This is a genomic window from Saccharopolyspora karakumensis (assembly GCF_004349225.1).
In the GTDB taxonomy this organism is placed as follows: domain Bacteria; phylum Actinomycetota; class Actinomycetes; order Mycobacteriales; family Pseudonocardiaceae; genus Saccharopolyspora; species Saccharopolyspora endophytica.
In genome coordinates this window covers 17,083-31,877 of record NZ_SMLA01000015.1, presented here as the reverse complement: position 1 = coordinate 31,877, position 14,795 = coordinate 17,083, and the positions used below count along the sequence as shown (strand labels likewise).

Annotated in this window: 13 protein-coding genes; 2 read left to right on the top strand and 11 right to left on the bottom strand. The window is 71.0% G+C overall.

What is annotated here, in order from left to right; translation table 11 throughout:
* Positions 1-153: 153 nt before the first annotated feature.
* On the top strand, positions 154-1,188 hold the full coding sequence (locus E1202_RS12905) for an ADP-ribosylglycohydrolase family protein (protein ID WP_132683249.1): 1,035 nt from the start codon (positions 154-156) through the stop codon (positions 1,186-1,188).
* 5 nt (positions 1,189-1,193) lie between these two features.
* Here E1202_RS12905 and E1202_RS12900 read toward each other — a convergent pair whose 3' ends face one another.
* The 5 genes from E1202_RS12900 to E1202_RS12880 form a co-directional block, all read right to left on the bottom strand.
* A complete protein-coding gene (locus tag E1202_RS12900; protein WP_132683247.1) occupies positions 1,194-1,673 on the bottom strand; it encodes an ion channel in 480 nt (159 codons plus the stop codon).
* Positions 1,674-1,710: 37 nt separating this feature from the next.
* On the bottom strand, positions 1,711-2,568 hold the full coding sequence (locus E1202_RS12895; protein WP_165943848.1) for a metal ABC transporter permease: 858 nt from the start codon (positions 2,566-2,568) through the stop codon (positions 1,711-1,713).
* Between the two features lie 17 nt (positions 2,569-2,585).
* On the bottom strand, positions 2,586-3,446 hold the full coding sequence (locus E1202_RS12890; RefSeq protein WP_132683244.1) for a metal ABC transporter ATP-binding protein: 861 nt from the start codon (positions 3,444-3,446) through the stop codon (positions 2,586-2,588).
* Positions 3,443-4,519, bottom strand: a complete 1,077-nt coding sequence (locus E1202_RS12885) for a metal ABC transporter solute-binding protein, Zn/Mn family (protein ID WP_132683242.1) — start codon at positions 4,517-4,519, stop codon at positions 3,443-3,445. The genes E1202_RS12890 and E1202_RS12885 overlap by 4 nt, the downstream gene beginning before the upstream one ends.
* Before the next feature lie 314 nt (positions 4,520-4,833).
* Positions 4,834-5,928: an ABC transporter ATP-binding protein gene (locus E1202_RS12880; RefSeq protein ID WP_132683241.1), complete on the bottom strand. Its 1,095-nt coding sequence runs from the start codon at positions 5,926-5,928 to the stop codon at positions 4,834-4,836.
* Positions 5,929-6,115: 187 nt separating this feature from the next.
* On the opposite strand from E1202_RS12880, the gene E1202_RS12875 reads away from it, so the two are divergent.
* Positions 6,116-7,216 carry a LacI family DNA-binding transcriptional regulator gene (locus E1202_RS12875; protein ID WP_132623323.1) on the top strand — a complete coding sequence of 367 codons (1,101 nt, stop codon included), beginning with the start codon at positions 6,116-6,118 and terminating at the stop codon, positions 7,214-7,216.
* Positions 7,217-7,279: 63 nt separating this feature from the next.
* On the opposite strand, the gene E1202_RS12870 is transcribed toward E1202_RS12875, so the two are convergent.
* From E1202_RS12870 to E1202_RS12845, 6 genes are all read right to left on the bottom strand, one after another.
* Positions 7,280-8,869, bottom strand: coding sequence for a polyamine aminopropyltransferase (locus tag E1202_RS12870; protein ID WP_132683240.1), 1,590 nt, complete (start codon positions 8,867-8,869; stop codon positions 7,280-7,282).
* Entirely contained in the window at positions 8,866-9,291 is a 426-nt protein-coding gene (locus E1202_RS12865) for a DUF350 domain-containing protein (RefSeq protein ID WP_132678427.1), read from the bottom strand. Before E1202_RS12865 ends, E1202_RS12870 begins: the two co-directional genes overlap by 4 nt.
* 92 nt (positions 9,292-9,383) lie before the next feature.
* Positions 9,384-9,821 (bottom strand): DUF4247 domain-containing protein, encoded by a 438-nt coding sequence (locus E1202_RS12860; protein WP_132683238.1) that lies wholly within the window; start codon positions 9,819-9,821, stop codon positions 9,384-9,386.
* A 3-nt stretch (positions 9,822-9,824) separates the two neighbouring features.
* On the bottom strand, positions 9,825-10,436 hold the full coding sequence (locus E1202_RS12855) for a DUF4178 domain-containing protein (RefSeq protein WP_132683236.1): 612 nt from the start codon (positions 10,434-10,436) through the stop codon (positions 9,825-9,827).
* Between the two features lie 149 nt (positions 10,437-10,585).
* Positions 10,586-13,135: a trehalose-phosphatase gene (otsB, locus tag E1202_RS12850; RefSeq protein WP_207918609.1), complete on the bottom strand. Its 2,550-nt coding sequence runs from the start codon at positions 13,133-13,135 to the stop codon at positions 10,586-10,588.
* Positions 13,136-13,266: 131 nt separating this feature from the next.
* Positions 13,267-14,718, bottom strand: a complete 1,452-nt coding sequence (locus E1202_RS12845; RefSeq protein WP_132683233.1) for an alpha,alpha-trehalose-phosphate synthase (UDP-forming) — start codon at positions 14,716-14,718, stop codon at positions 13,267-13,269.
* Between the last annotated feature and the right edge of the window lie 77 nt (positions 14,719-14,795).

The window sequence follows — 14,795 nt, the reverse complement described above, 5'->3', positions numbered from 1 at the left end:
CAGGTGAAAGATCGGGTTCCCATTATTCGAGCGCGTTCGCGCAGGGCGCGAGTCCCGGAACCTCTCCCAGCGCGAAAGGCGGACAAGTAAAGTCTGGGAGCGTCGATCACCCGAACGAGTGGCGTGCAGGACGCCGCGGAAGGAGCACCACCCGTGCCGACGACGTCCACAGTGGTCGATCGGGCGGTGGGCTGCCTGCTCGGCGGCGCCCTCGGCGACTCGCTCGGCACCCGGGTGGAGTACGCCCCGCTGGAGGACATCCGCGCCGAGTTCGGCCCCGACGGGCTCACCGAACCCGCGCCCCAAGCGCTGCTCGGCGACGCCACCCAGATGGCGCTGTTCGCCGGTGAGGGTTACCTGCACGCGTGGACCACCGGCAACAGCGGCGGGCAGTGGCGGCCGGTCGAGTCCACCGCGGCAGCGCTGCGCCGCTGGCTGCTGACCCAGCAGGAGGACAAGCCCGCCCCCGGCGCCACCGGGCTGCTCGCCGAACCCGAGCTCTACGTCAGCCGCGCGCCCGGGCTGACCAGCCTGCGCGCGCTCGAAGAACCCGAGCTGGGCACGCCGGACCGGCCGCGCAACACCTCCAAGGGCTGCGGCGGGCTGGACCGCAGCACCCCGATCGGCTTCTCGCCCACGCCCGAGATGGCCTACCAGCTGGCCTGCCAGTGCGCGGCCCTCACGCACGGCGGCGTCGGCGGCTGGGCCTCGGCGGGCGCGCTGGCGCTGATCGTGCACCTGGTCGCGGTGCAGCAGCGCCGGTTGCCCGCGGCGGTCGACCAGGCCGCGGGCCGGGTGCTGCGGGAGGACTACGAGACCGCCAACGCCCTCGCCGAAGCCGCCACCCTGGCCCGGCTCGGCGCCAGCGTCGGCCACATCGAACGCCTCGGCCAGGGCTGGGTGGGCCCGGAGGCGCTGGCCATCGGCATCTACTGCGCGCTGGCGTTGCCCAAGCCCGAGCAGTTCGGCGACGCCATCCGGCTGGCGGTCAACCACTCCGGCCACAGCGATTCCACGGCGGCGGTCACCGGCAGCATCCTCGGCGCCCGCCACGGCACGGCCGTCCTCCCCCGCCCGTGGCTGGCCCGGCTCGAACTGGCCGACGTCATCGAGCGCATCGGCCACGACCTCGGCGCGTCCTGCTCCGGAGAGCACTTCAACGAACGCCGCTACCTCGGCCTCGCCTGATCCGCTCACTTCTCCTGCCGCGTCGGCAGGGTCGGTTGGAGCGTGGACAGGGCCGTGCCGAGGTAGGCGATGTTGAACGCGATGTGGATCGCGACCAGCGCCTTGGCCGGCTGGGTCACGGCGTGGATGTCGCCGAAGCCGACCGTGCCCGTGATCGTCAGGGAGAAGTACAGGGCATCGGTCTTGGTGCTCAGTCCCGCCAGGGCGTCCGGGGCGTGCGCGGCCATGGCGTAGTAGACCGCCGCGAAGAACAGCACCGCCATGTAGAAGGCGGCCACCACCCAGGCGATCGACGTGCGCCCCGAGCGGTACCCGCGGACCTGGAAGTAGACCAGGGCCGCGATGACGATCAGGCCGACCGCGAACGCCGCCACCGCCCAGACGGTGCCGTCCAGGCCGTGCTCGCCCACCGGCAGCAGGTAGTAGCCGGTGGTGCACAGCGCCACCGCGAAGGCGGTGCTGGCGAGGTTGTACGTCCTGGGCACGGCCGCCAGCGTCGGTCAACGCCGACGGCCGCGCCAGTCAGGCCGGGACGGGGGCCCGGGAAGCCTGGGCGAGTCGGCGGGTGCCGACGGCCCGGCAGACGAGGTAGATCACGAAGGAGATGATCGTGACGAAGGCGCTCACCGGGGCTCCGGGAGCCAGCGAGAGCAGGATGCCGCCCAGCACCGCGACCTCCGCGAACACCACGGCCAGGACCGTCGCCCGCACCGGGCTCGCGGTCACCCGCGCAGCGGCCGCGCCGGGCGTGACCATCAGGGCCAGGACCAGCAGCGCGCCGACGGTGTAGACGCCCAGCGCCGTCGCGACGCCGACCAGGACCGCGAACAGCGGGGTCAGCACGCGGGTCGGCACGCCGCGCGCGGTCGCCACGTCCGGGTCGACGCTGGCGAACAGCAGCGGCCGGTAGACGAAGGCCAGCACCACCAGCACGACGATCGCGGAGCCGCTGAGCAGCAGCACGTCGGAGGAGTCCACCCCGACGATCTGCCCGACCAGCAGGCTGAACTTGTTCGCCGTGCGCTCCGGGTTCAGCCACAGCAGGAACACGCCCACGCCGAGCCCGAAGGACAGGATCGCGCCGATCACCGAATCGCGTTCGCCGTGCTTCTGGCCCAGCAGGCCGAGCAGCAGCGCGGCCACCACCGCGCCCGCCAGCGCGCCGGCACCGACGCTCGCGCCGACCAGCAGCGCGGCGGCCGCGCCGGTGAAGGCCAGCTCGGCGGTGCCGTGCACGGCGAAGGACATCTTGCGGGCGACCACCAGCGGCGCCAGGCATCCCGACACCAGGCCGAGCGCGGCGGCGGCCAGCAGCGCCTGCTGCACGAACGGGTAGCCGAGCAGGTCGATCATGGTGTCGAAGTCGAACACCTTGCTCAACGACTCCATCACGTCGTTCACGCTTCTTCCGCCCCCACCACGTGGTGATCGTCGTTCTCGGCCCCGGCCACGACCAGCCGCCCGCCGACGCGCGCGACCTCGACGTCGGTGCGGTAGAGCTCCGAGAGCGTTCCGGAGTTCATCACCTCGTCGGGAGTGCCGATCCGGAACCGGCCGTCGACCAGGTACAGCACCCGGTCCACCAGCGGCAGCACCGGGTTGATCTCGTGCGTCACGAACAGCACGCCCGCGTTGGTGCGGCGGGCCTGCTCGGCGATCAGCCGGGAGACCTTGCGCTGGTGCGAGAGGTCCAGCGACAGCAGCGGTTCGTCGCACAGCAGCACCGACGGGTCGCTGACCAGCGCCTGCGCCACCCGCAGCCGCTGCTGCTCACCACCGGAGAGCAGCCCGACCGGCATCTTCGCGTACTCGGTGGCCTCGACCGCGCGCAGCGCGTCGGCGACCCGGCGCTTGCGCTCGCGGCGACCGCCGAAGCCCAGGCCCCAGTGGTGCCCGTCGAGACCGAGTCCGACGAGGTCGCTGCCGCGCACGGTCACGTTGGCTTCCAGCGCGCGCTGCTGCGGGATGTAGCCGATCCGGTCGCTGCCGCGCCGGGCCGGTTCCCCTCCGATGTGGACGGTCCCGGAGTTGAGCTCCTGCAGGCCGAGCAGCACGCGCAGCAGGCTGGTCTTGCCGGACCCGTTCGGGCCGAGCACGGCCACGAACTCGCCCGGCGCGACGTCCAGGTCCAGGCCCGACCACAGGGTCCGCTCGCCGTAGGCCAGCGTCGCGCCGCGCAGCGAGACGGCCGGGGACCCGGCGGCGGACTCAGCCGCCACCGGGTCATGGGTGGATTCCGCCAGTTGTTCCGAGGTCATCGCTTGAGCGCACCTTGCAGGGCGGTGATCTGCGCGTCCATCCACTGCACGTAGCTCTGGCCCTGCGGGAGGGTCTCGGTCATCTCGACGACCGGGATGCGCTGCGAGTCGGCGGCGGCGCGCACGTTGCGGGTGACCGGCGATTCGGTCTGCGGGTTGTAGATCACGGCAACGGCCTGGCGGGCGTTGATCGCGTTCTGGATGTCGGCGACGGCGGCGGCCGACGGATCGGTCTCGGCCTCGATGGCGTTGACGAACGAGGGCGGGGTCACGTCGTTGAGCTTGGCGGCCTCGACCATGTAGTGCGCCACCGGCTCGGTGACGATCACCGGCTTGCCCTGGTGAGCTGCGGCGATCTCGCCGACGCGACCCTCCAGCCCGGCGACCTGCTGCTCGAACGCCGCGGCGTTGGCCTCGAACTGCTGGGCCTTGGCGGGCTGCATCTTGCCGAGCTCGGCGGCGACCTTGTCGGCGACCTCGTGCACGGCGTGCAGGTCGTACCAGACGTGCTCGTTCACGGAGTGGTCGTGCCCGGCGTGCTGCTCGCCCTGCGGCGGCGCGGGCTGCTCACCCGCGTGCGGTTCGCCGGCGTGCTGCTCACCCGCGTGGGGCTCACCGGCCGGCTGCTCACCCGCGTGGGGTTCCCCGGCGTGCTCACCGGCCTGCGGCTCAGCCGCGTGCTCGCCCTGCGGCGGCGCGGGCTGCTCGTGCTCGGAGTCGACCGCCTGCACGGTCGGCTTGGGGTTGTCGCCCAGGACCTGGGTCATGAACTCGTCGTAGCCGCCGCCGTTGAGCAGCACCAGGTTCGCGTCGCTGATCTTCGCGGCGTCCTGAGGGCTGCTCTCGTAGGAGTGCGGGTCGGCACTGGCGTCGCTGATGATCGACTCGACCTCCACGGCGTCGCCGCCGACGGCCTGCGCGACGCTGCCCCACACGCTGGTCGAGGCGACCACCTTGATCTTGTCGTCGGGGCTGGGCGCCGCGGTCTCACCGGAGGAACAGCCGGTCAGCGCGATGGCGCCGGCGGTCAGTCCGGCTAAAGCGGTCACAGCGGTGCGACTGCGGACGGTCATGGATGGCACTCCCGGGTGATCAGTTCAGGACGCTCTAGAGCGACTCCAGATGCGAACGGTAACGGAAACCGTTGTCAACTGCAGTCTAAGCACCCTTCAGCCAAACGCTCCAGCCCCCGGCGTATTTCCGAACGCGACATGCCCCACACGCAGCAACAACGCCCCCGCCCGGAAAACGGACGAGGGCGTTGGCGCGATCACCGACCCCGCAGGAGACGGCGGTGACCGAAACTGCCGGCGCGCCTCAGGGGCGACACCCGGCCCCGGAGGACATCTGTGGTTCCGCTGAGGAGCCCACGGACAGCCGTCCGAGATCAGGCGGCCAGGCGGTCGCCCGTCTCGGGGTGGAACAGGTGCACCTCACCGGCGTCGCGCAGGGCGACCTTGACCTGCTGGCCCAGGGCCGGAGGCGTGCGGCCGTCGGCGCGGACCACGAAGCGCTCCGAGGAGCCGCCGACCGAGATCGAGCCGTGGATCAGCGCGTCCGCGCCCAGCTCCTCGACCAGCTCGACGGTCATGTCCAGACCGTCGGCATCGCTGGAGGTCAGCTCCAGGGCCTCGGGACGGACGCCGAAGGTGACCTCCTGGAGGCCGCCGGCGGCGGCCAGCGCCTCGCGGGACAGCGGCACCGTGGTGCCGTCGAGCACCGCGCCCTCGCTGGTCAGCGGGACCGTCTTGAGGTTCATCGCCGGGGAGCCGATGAAGCCGGCGACGAACGCGTTGGCCGGGTTCTCGTAGAGCTCGCGCGGGGTCGCCACCTGCTGCAGCAGACCGTCCTTGAGCACCGCCACCCGGTGGCCCATCGTCATCGCCTCGACCTGGTCGTGGGTGACGTAGATGGTCGTGGTCCCCAACCGCTTCTGCAGCGCGGCGATGTTGGCACGGGTCTCCACGCGCAGCTTCGCGTCCAGGTTGGACAGCGGCTCGTCCATCAGGAAGACGCTGGGTTCGCGGACGATCGCGCGGCCCATCGCGACCCGCTGGCGCTGACCGCCGGAGAGCGCCTTGGGCTTGCGGTCCAGGTACTTCTCGAGGTCGAGCATCCGCGCCGCCTCGGTCACCTTCTCGCTGATGACCGCCTTGGGCGTCTTGCGGAGCTTGAGCGCGAAACCCATGTTCTCGGCGACCGTCATGTGCGGGTAGAGCGCGTAGGACTGGAACACCATCGCGATGTCCCGAGCCTTGGGCGGAGTGTTGGTGACATCGTTGCCACCGATGGAAATACCGCCCTCGTCGATGTCCTCAAGCCCGGCCAGCATGCGCAGCGCCGTGGACTTTCCGGAACCGGAGGGCCCCACCAGAACGAGGAACTCGCCGTCGGCGACGTCCAGTTCCAGCTGGTCAACCGCCTTCACCGGCGGGCTGCCGGGGTAGACGCGAGAGGCGTTGACGTACGCGACCTCAGCCATTTGTGACACCCTTCACTACAATCGGTCCCCGAGAAAGTAGCGTCGTTTCGACCGAACGTCACCCCACCGACTGCCCCAATTCCGGAGCGTGATCACCCGGCGTCGCTCCGTGTTCACCATTCGAACATCAGTGGGACGTAGGTCATGCTCGCTTCACGCTCGGGTTCTGAACCGTTACGGTTCCTCCATGGCGCGGTCAACGAATGCCCGGCGGCCTGCGACCCTCGCGTCGCTCGCTGCGGAACTCGGGGTTTCCCGGACGACGGTGTCGAACGCCTACAACCGTCCGGATCAGCTGTCCCCTGAGCTGCGCAAGCGCGTCCTGGAGACGGCGCGGCGGCTCGGCTACCCGGGACCGGACCCTGTCGCACGCTCGCTGCGCACCCGCAAGGCGGGTGCCGTCGGCCTGCTGCTCACCGAGAACCTCTCCTACGCCTTCCGCGACCCCGGCGCCGTCGGATTCCTGGAAGGACTCGCGCTGGCCTGCGAGGACGCCGGTCAGGGCCTCACCCTCATACCGGCCAGCCCGGAGCGCGAGGACGTCGCGGCGGTGCACCGCGCCGGTGTCGACGGCTTCGTCGTCTACTCCGTTCCCGAGGACGACCCGCACCTGGCCGCCGTGCTGGAACGCCCCGTGCCCGTGGTGGTCTGCGACCAGCCGCGCCTGGACAACCTCGACTGGGTCGGACCGGACGACCGCAAGGCCATCAAGGCCGTCGCCGACCACCTGATCGGGCTCGGGCACCGGCGCATCGGCGTGCTGTGCATGCGCCTGGCGCGCGGCCGCAACGACGGCCCGGCCACCGTGCAGCGGCAGGCCAACGCCAGCTTCCACGTTCAGAAGGCCCGGTTGACCGCGCTCGCCGAGGAGTTCAGCGAGGCCGGCGTGGACTGGACGACGGTGCCCGTGGTGGAGCGCTTCGACCACACCCTCGACTCGGGTGCCTCCGCCGCCGCTCAGGCGCTCGAGATCGACCCGGAGATCACCGCGCTGGTGTGCACCTCGGACATCCTGGCGCTCGGCGCGCTGCGCGAGGCGGGCAACCGCGGCCTGCGCGTGCCGGAAGACCTGACCATCACCGGTTTCGACGGCATCCCGGACGCCGAGCGCGCCGGGCTCACCACGGTCCGCCAGCCCTGGCTGGAGAAGGGCCGCGCGGCGGGCCGCCTCCTGCTGGAGACCAGCGAGCCGAGCCGCCCCCGGCACATCCAGCTCGAAACGCAGCTGATCACCGGCTCGACGTCGGGCCCGCCCCGCTCCGGCGAGGAGTTCTGGTTCGGGCCCTGATTCCCGCAGTCGCAGGAGGATCGCCGTTCACCTCGGGTGGGCGGCGATCTTTCACGTCCGGGGTCAGTAGTTGGCCCACTCGCCCTGGGCGTAGTCGAGGATCGTGGGGTGCATCAGCGTCGAGGGTGTGAGATCCGGGAGCCGGGCGCGATCCGGCGGGAAGGTCTGCGCGGCACGCAACGTCTCGGCGTCGAGCGAGCGCAGCGGCGGAACCTCCTGCGGCAGGCGGGGTTCCGGCGGCTCCTCCCCCTGCGTGAACAGGTGGAACCCCCACTCCCCGAAGGCGGGGACCGACACCTCGTAGGGCGTGGTGCGCAGGCCCAGCGAGCGCAGCGTGGCCTCGACGCACCAGTACGCCTTCGGCGCGAAGTACGGCGATCCCGCCTGCACGACCGCGCGGGCGTGGTCGGACATGGCCTGGGAGACCAGGCCGTAGAACTCCGCCGAGTACAGCTTCGCCGTCGCGGTCGAGTCCGCGTCGGGCATGTCGACCAGGACGACGTCGTAGCGCTCGCGGTTCTCCCGCAGCCAGCTGAAGGCGTCGCCCGCCACCGCGCGCACCCGCGGGTCGTCGAAGGCGTTGCGGTTCAACGAGGACACGCGCGGATCGGTGCGAGCCAGCTCCAGGACCGCCGGGTCGAGGTCGACCAGCGTCACCTCCCGGACGTCCGGGTAGCGCAGGATCTCCCGAAGCGCCAGGCCGTCTCCGCCGCCGAGCACGAGGACCCGCCCGCGCGGTCCGTTCATCGCCGGGTGCACCAGCGCCTCGTGGTAGCGGTACTCGTCGACCGAGCTGAACTGGAGATCGCCGTTGAGGTACATCCGGGTGTCCTTCGCCCCGCTCAACGACACCGACTCGGTGAGCACCACGTCCTGGTAGGGCGAGCGCTCGGCGTGCACCACGGGATGGGCGTAGAGCGCCTGCCGCGCGGTGATCTCGAAGTCGTCGGCGTAGGCGTACGCCCCCAGCAGCAGGCCGCCGACCAGCATCGACGCGCCGATCAGCAGCAACCGGGCGCGCTTGGTCAGCTCGCGGCGGAACACCGTGAGCACCAGTCCCAGACCCGCGGCCGCGTTGAGCATCCCGACCAGCAGAGCGCCCTGCACCTGCCCGAACAGCGGCAGCAGCAGGAACGGGAAGGCCAAGCCGCCCACGAGCCCACCGACGTAGTCGGCGGCGAACAGGTCGGCCACCGCCGAACCCGCGTCCTGCCTGCGGATGCGCTGCAGCAGCACCATCAGCAGCGGGATCTCCGCCCCGATCAGCAGCCCCAGCACCAGCGCCGTCGCGATCAGCGCGGGCAGGTACAGGCTCAGCCACGCGAACGCCGCGTACAGCACGAGAACGCTGAGCCCGCCGAGCAGCGCCAGCAGCAGCTCGATGCCGGCGAACGCGGCGGCCGCCCACGGTTGCAGTGGTTTCGCGGCCAGCGCGCCGATGCCCATCGCGAACACCATCAGCGACAGCACGATCGACGCCTGCCCGATGGTGTCGCCGATCAGGTAGCTGCCGAGCGCGACCAGCGCGAGCTCGTAGACCAGTCCGCACGCGGCGCAGACGAACACGGCCACCAGCACCGCGAACCGCGCGGTGCGGCCTCGCGGTGCTTCGGCGGTCTCGTCCTGCGCCGGAGCGGCTTCGGTGGTCGTCAATAGATCGCTGCGGCCATGAGCACCGCGAGCACCACGTGCGCAGCAGCCGACACCCAGGTCGCCGGGTGCATGTCCGGCGAGGCCAGTTCGTCACCGAGCTTGCCGGGCGTGATGGCATCGATGAGCAGGAACGACAGGCTCATCAGCACCAGTCCGAGCAGGCCGTAGGCGACCGTGCCGACTAGACCGAGAAGCAGGTCGTCGGCGCTGGCCATGATCGCGGTGGTGAGGATGACCCCGACGCCGAGCAAGCCGGAGACCAGCAGCAGCGCGGCGTTCGGGTTGCGGTTGACCCAGATCAGGTCGCGCAGCTTGCCGGGGGTGGCGAGGTCGACGAGCACGTAGCCGAGGGCCATCATCGCCACGCCGATCACCCCGTAGGCGACCGCGGCGAACAGGCCGGCGAGCAGTTCGTTGAGCAAGGTGGTGTGCCCTTCCCGTGTCGTGGTGCGTCAGCGCGGGAGCCCGGCCGGAGCCGCCCGCGGAGGTCGTGGTCGGTGCGCGAGTCCGCTCATCATTTGCCGACTCCCGGTCCGCCGCCGCGGAAGCTCTCGCCGCGCGTGGACGTCCAGCCCCACACGTGGCCGACGTGGCTGTGGTAGCGGTGGTAGGCGCGGTCGGCGTCCATCAGGTGGATGACGGATCCGCGCTGGTGCGGCTGGATGATCACGGCGTCGTCGGAGTAGCGCAGGTAGATGCCCGAGGCGTCGGAGGACTGCGCCTGCGGCCGCCACTTGGCGGTGATCTCGGCGGCGACGGTCTTCGGCGGCTTCGGACTGGTGTAGGCCTCGTTGTCGTCGTCACCGGCGATGTCGAGGTGCGCGGCGCGCGTGTAGTGGTGCGCGACGTAGCCGCGCGCCCCACCGCCGCCGGCGAAGATCATCACCAGCCCGACGATCAGGGCGATCACCACGGCCACCGCCGCGATGACGATCCAGTACCTGGGTTTCATCGATCAATCCGCCGTCGGGTAGATGAGCACGTCGTAGCGGCCGAGCTTCTCGCCCGCGGTCGCCTCCCACGCGGCGCCGCCGTAGGACTCGAAGCCCAGCAGCGCGCCGTCGGAGGCCTCGTAGTCGTGGTAGCGCACGGTTCCCTCGGCATCGAGACCCGTCGTGGCCTCGCTGCGGAAGTTCGCCTCACCCGACTCACCCGCGCGGTAGGTGCGGCCGTCGTGCTCGACGGTCTCCTCACCCGGGGCGCCGACGCCGGTGACCGGCGTCCACAACGTGAGGATCAGGTCCGGGTCCTCCTCGACCGCCAGCCACACCTGCGTGCCCTTGGCGTCGTCGAGCAGGTGCTCCGACCAGCCCCAACCGCCCTCGTCGAGCCGGAGGCTCCCGCGCACGGTGTAGGTGGTCGAGCGGATCTCCACGATGTCCCCGGCCTTGAGCGCACGGGGATCACCTCGCAACGAGTCCTGGTCTCCGGTCCCGAAGGGGTCCTGCGGCACTCCTGCCCGGGACTCCCCCTGCCGGGCCGCCCGCCGCGCTCGCATCCCGAGCACCACGGCGACGACCGCGACCACGACCAGCAGCAACACCAAGACAACCAGCAGCTCGGTCATTCCGGTACGCCCCTTCCGCACGGTTTCAGCGCCGAGGCTATCGCCCGGGGATCACCCGAGTGGCCCAGAACCCCGAAACGTGACCTGCGGCGGCGGGAAAAGCCGAACGGGCCGCTCCCCAGGCGGTGAGCGGCCCGTTCAGGGGTCGATCAGGCGGACAGCAGCTGGGCGCAGCGGATCAGGCCCAGGTGGGAGTACGCCTGCGGGTGGTTGCCCAGGGAGCGCTCCGCGATCGGGTCGTACTCCTCCGACAGCAGACCGGTCGGACCCGCGGTGTCGACGATCTGCTGGAAGAGCTCCTCCGCCTCGGTGCGGCGATCGGTGAGCAGGTAGGACTCGATCAGCCACGCCGCGCAGAGGTGGAAACCGCCCTCGTCGCCCGGCAGACCGTCGTCCCGCCGGTAGCGGTAGACGGTGGAGCCGCTGCGCAGCTCCGCCTCGATCGCGGTGACGGTGGCGCGGAACCGCTCGTCGGACGGGTCGATCAGCCCAGACAGCCCGACGTAGAGCGACGCCGCGTCGAGGTCGGAACCCTCGTAGGCGGTGGTGAACGCCTGCACGTCCGGGTGCCAGCCGTTCTTCACCACGTCCTCGGAGATCTGGTCGCGCAGCGAGATCCAGCCGTCCTCGATCTCGCGGCCGTAGGCCTCGGCGATCTTGATCGCGCGGTCCAGGGTCACCCAGCACATCACCTTGGAGTAGACGTGGTGCCGCGGCGCGTCGCGCTCCTCCCAGATGCCGTGGTCGGGCTCGAACCAGCGCTTGCTGACCGCGTCGGCCATCGCGGTGACCAGTTCCCAGTCGTGGTCCCGGACCGTGCCGGTGGCCTGCGCCAGGTGCGCGATGAGTTCCACGACCGGGCCGAACACGTCCAGCTGGACCTGCTGGTCGGCGAGGTTGCCGACGCGCACCGGACGCGATCCGGCGTAGCCGGGCAGGCTGTCGATGACGGCCTCCGGGCCCAGGCCGGTGCCCTGCAGCGAGTACAGCGGGTGCAGCCGCTCCGGGCCGGGAACGGTCTCCAGCACCCGGTGCAGCCAGTCCAGGAACGCCTCCGCCTCGGCGTTGGAACCCAACGTGACCAGCGCCTGAGCGGTCATCGCGCCGTCCCGCAGCCAGCAGTAGCGGTAGTCCCAGTTGCGGACGCCGCCGATCTCCTCCGGCAGCGAGGTGGTCGCGGCCGCCATGATCGCGCCGGTCTCGGAGTGCACGAGGCCGCGCAGCGTCAGCGCCGAGCGGGCCACCAGTTCGCGCTCGACCTCCGGCAGCGACAGGGTTTTCATCCACTCCGACCAGTACGCCTCGGCCTCGGCCCGGCGGGCGGGCTCGTCGGTGGGCGTGAGGTCCTCGGTGCCGCCGCGCATCTCCAACACGACCGGCTCGCCCTCGGTGAGCTCGATGACGGCCGTCGCCGACTGGTGCATGCCGTCGGAGGCGATCTCCCACTGCACGCCCGGCGAGTACACCACCATCGGCTCGGAGGTGCCCTGCACCCGCAGGCCCCCGGCCTCCGGGGTGATCCGCACCGGCACCTGGCCGAACTCGGGACGTGGCGCGAACTCCACCGACACCGTGGTGCTGCCGGTGATGACCCGCACCAGGTCGGTGCGGTGGCTGTCGGTGCCGTGCGCGAGGTAGTCGGTGACCAGCAACCGCGACCAGCGGGTTTCGACCGTCATGGTGTTGGGCACGTAGCGCTGGCCCAGCGGCAGGGGGCTGCGCTGGCCGCCGTTGCCGCCGACGTGCGGGCGGATGCTGAAGTGACCGGCGGCGGGCCCGCCGAGCAGGTCGGCGAACACCGCTGCCGAGTCGGGACCGGGGTGGCACATCCAGGTCATCCGGGCGTCCGGGGTGACCAGGGCGACGTTGCGCTCGTTGGACAGCATGGTCAGCCGCTCGATGGGCGGCGCCTGCTCGCCGTAGAGCCAGGTGCGCCGCTCCTCCATGAGGAACGCCAGCACGGTGGCCACGTCGGTGGTGCTGCTGATCCGGTGCGCGGCCAGCGACTCGCCGTCACCGACCTTGATGCCCAGGTCAGGGCCCTGGAGCCGCGCGAACGCCTTCTCGTCGGTGACGTCGTCGCCGAGGAAGACCGCGGCGGTGGCACCGACCTGGTGGCGCAGCGCGTCGAGGGCGTTGCCCTTGTCGGTCTGCACCACGGCCAGCTCGATGACGGCCTTGCCCTCGGTGACCTGCACGCCGTCCCACTGCGCGGGGCCGTTGCGGACGGCGTCGACGACGGCCTCCGACACGTCGTGCTCGGCGCGGCGGACGTGCACCGCGACGCTGGCGGGTTTGGCCTCCAGCGTCACGCCGGGCTGGCCGCGCACGATGTCCTGGACGGCCACCTGGAGCTCGGTGCGCAGCTGGGTCGCCTCCGGTTCGAGGCCGTGCACGAAGCCGACGTCGAACTCGGAGCCGTGGCTGCCGACGAGGTGGACCTCCGCGGGCAGCCGGGACAGGGTGGCCAGGTCGCGCAGCGCGCGACCGGAGATCACCGCCGTGGTGGTGGCGGGCAGCGCGGCGAGCGACCGCAGCGCGTGCACCGATTCGGGTAGCGGTTTGGCCTGAGTCGGATCGGCCACGATCGGTGCGAGCGTGCCGTCGTAGTCGCAGGCGACCAGAAGTCGAGGCGTCCGCGCGAGCTGCACGATCACGCGTCGCAGCTCCGCAGGCAGGGCTTCGGCGGTCAACGCCATACTCCTTGGGGGCGGGTCAGGTCTGGATGGATCGATCCGGAACGCCTGCGGCGATGACCGTCTGCTGGCGACCGGGTCTGCTCAGTATCGCCGACGTCGTGCGATCCGTGTTCCGGACCGGTTACCGCCAGCTACTCCACGAGGGGTGCGCCCAACGCTTCGAGGAACGACCGCGCCCAGCGGTCGACGTCGTGCGTGAGCACTTGCCTACGCAGAGCGCGCATCCTACGGCGACCCTCGGCCTCGTCGATCTCCAGGGCGGCGAGCAGCGCGTCCTTCACGCCGTCCAGGTTGTGGGGGTTCACCAGGAACGCGCTGGTGAGTTCCGCGGCGGCTCCGGCGAATTCGCTGAGGACCAGTGCGCCACCCAGGTCGTAGCGGCAGGCGACGTACTCCTTGCAGACGAGGTTCATCCCATCGCGAACCGGGGTGACGACCATGACGTCGGCGGCGGCGTAGAGCGCGACGAGGTCCTTCTTGTTCACCGACGTGTGCAAATAATGCACGGCCGGGTGACCGACCCGCCCGAAGAGACCGTTGATCCGGCCGACCTGGCCTTCGATGTCCTCGCGCATCTGCTTGTAGTGCTCGACGCGTTCCCGGCTGGGCGTGGCGACCTGGATCATCGTCACGTCCTCGGCCTTGATGTGGCCCTCGGCGAGCAGCTCGTGCATCGCGTGCAGCCGCACGTCGATGCCCTTGGTGTAGTCCAGCCGGTCCACGCCGAGCATGATCTTGCGCGGGTTGCCCAGGTCGGCGCGCAGCTTCTTGACCCGCTGCTGGACGTCCTTGCTGCGCGCCAGCTTGTCCAGCTCGGTGGAGGCGATGGAGATCGGGAACGCGCCGACCCGCACGGTCCGGTCACCGACCTGCACGACACCGGGCCGGTTGCGCACGCCGACCTGGCCGCGGCTGGGCTCGAAACCGGCGAGCCTGCGGGCCAGCCAGAGGAAGTTCTGCGCGCCGCCGGGCCGGTGGAACCCGACCAGGTCGGCGCCGAGCAGGCCGCGCACGATCTCGGTCCGCCACGGCAGCTGCATGAACAGCTCGACCGGCGGGAACGGGATGTGCAGGAAGAAGCCGATCCGCAGGTCCGGCCGGAGCTCGCGCAGCATCGCGGGCACCAGCTGCAGCTGGTAGTCCTGCACCCACACGGTGGCGCCTTCGGCGCTGACCTTCGCGGCGGCTTCGGCGAAGCGGCGGTTCACCCGCTGGTAGGCGTGCCACCAGGAGCGGTCGAACACCGGCGGCACGACCACGTCGTGGTACAGCGGCCACAACGTCGCGTTGGAGAACCCCTCGTAGTACTCGGCGAACTCCTCGGCCGACAACCGGACCGGGTACAGCTGCATCTCGTCGTCGTCGAAGGGCTCGACGTCGACGTCAGCGACACCCGGCCAGCCGACCCAGGCTCCGCGACGGGCGCGCAGGAACGGCTCCAGCGCCGTGACCAGCCCTCCCGGGCTGTGCTTCCAGCGCTCGGTGCCGTCCTCCAGCTTCTCCAGGTCGACCGGAAGCCGGTTGGCGACCACGACGAAGTCCGCCCGGTTGGAACTCCTGTTGGGCCCGTCGCCCTCGCTCACCGGAAACCCTCCTGCCGTGTACCCACCTGTAGTTGTGAGGCTACTTAACGCGCACCGCCGCCGCGTGCTTCGTGTGG

Excerpts from the sequence above, each read along its gene's own strand:
- otsB (WP_207918609.1), bottom strand. The coding sequence starts at position 13,135 with ATGGCGTTGACCGCCGAAGCCCTGCCTGCGGAGCTGCGACGCGTGATC.
- E1202_RS12860 (WP_132683238.1), bottom strand. The coding sequence starts at position 9,821 with ATGAAACCCAGGTACTGGATCGTCATCGCGGCGGTGGCCGTGGTGATC.
- E1202_RS12885 (WP_132683242.1), bottom strand. The coding sequence starts at position 4,519 with ATGACCGTCCGCAGTCGCACCGCTGTGACCGCTTTAGCCGGACTGACC.
- E1202_RS12875 (WP_132623323.1), top strand. The coding sequence starts at position 6,116 with ATGGCGCGGTCAACGAATGCCCGGCGGCCTGCGACCCTCGCGTCGCTC.
- E1202_RS12890 (WP_132683244.1), bottom strand. The coding sequence starts at position 3,446 with ATGACCTCGGAACAACTGGCGGAATCCACCCATGACCCGGTGGCGGCT.
- E1202_RS12855 (WP_132683236.1), bottom strand. The coding sequence starts at position 10,436 with ATGACCGAGCTGCTGGTTGTCTTGGTGTTGCTGCTGGTCGTGGTCGCG.
- E1202_RS12880 (WP_132683241.1), bottom strand. The coding sequence starts at position 5,928 with ATGGCTGAGGTCGCGTACGTCAACGCCTCTCGCGTCTACCCCGGCAGC.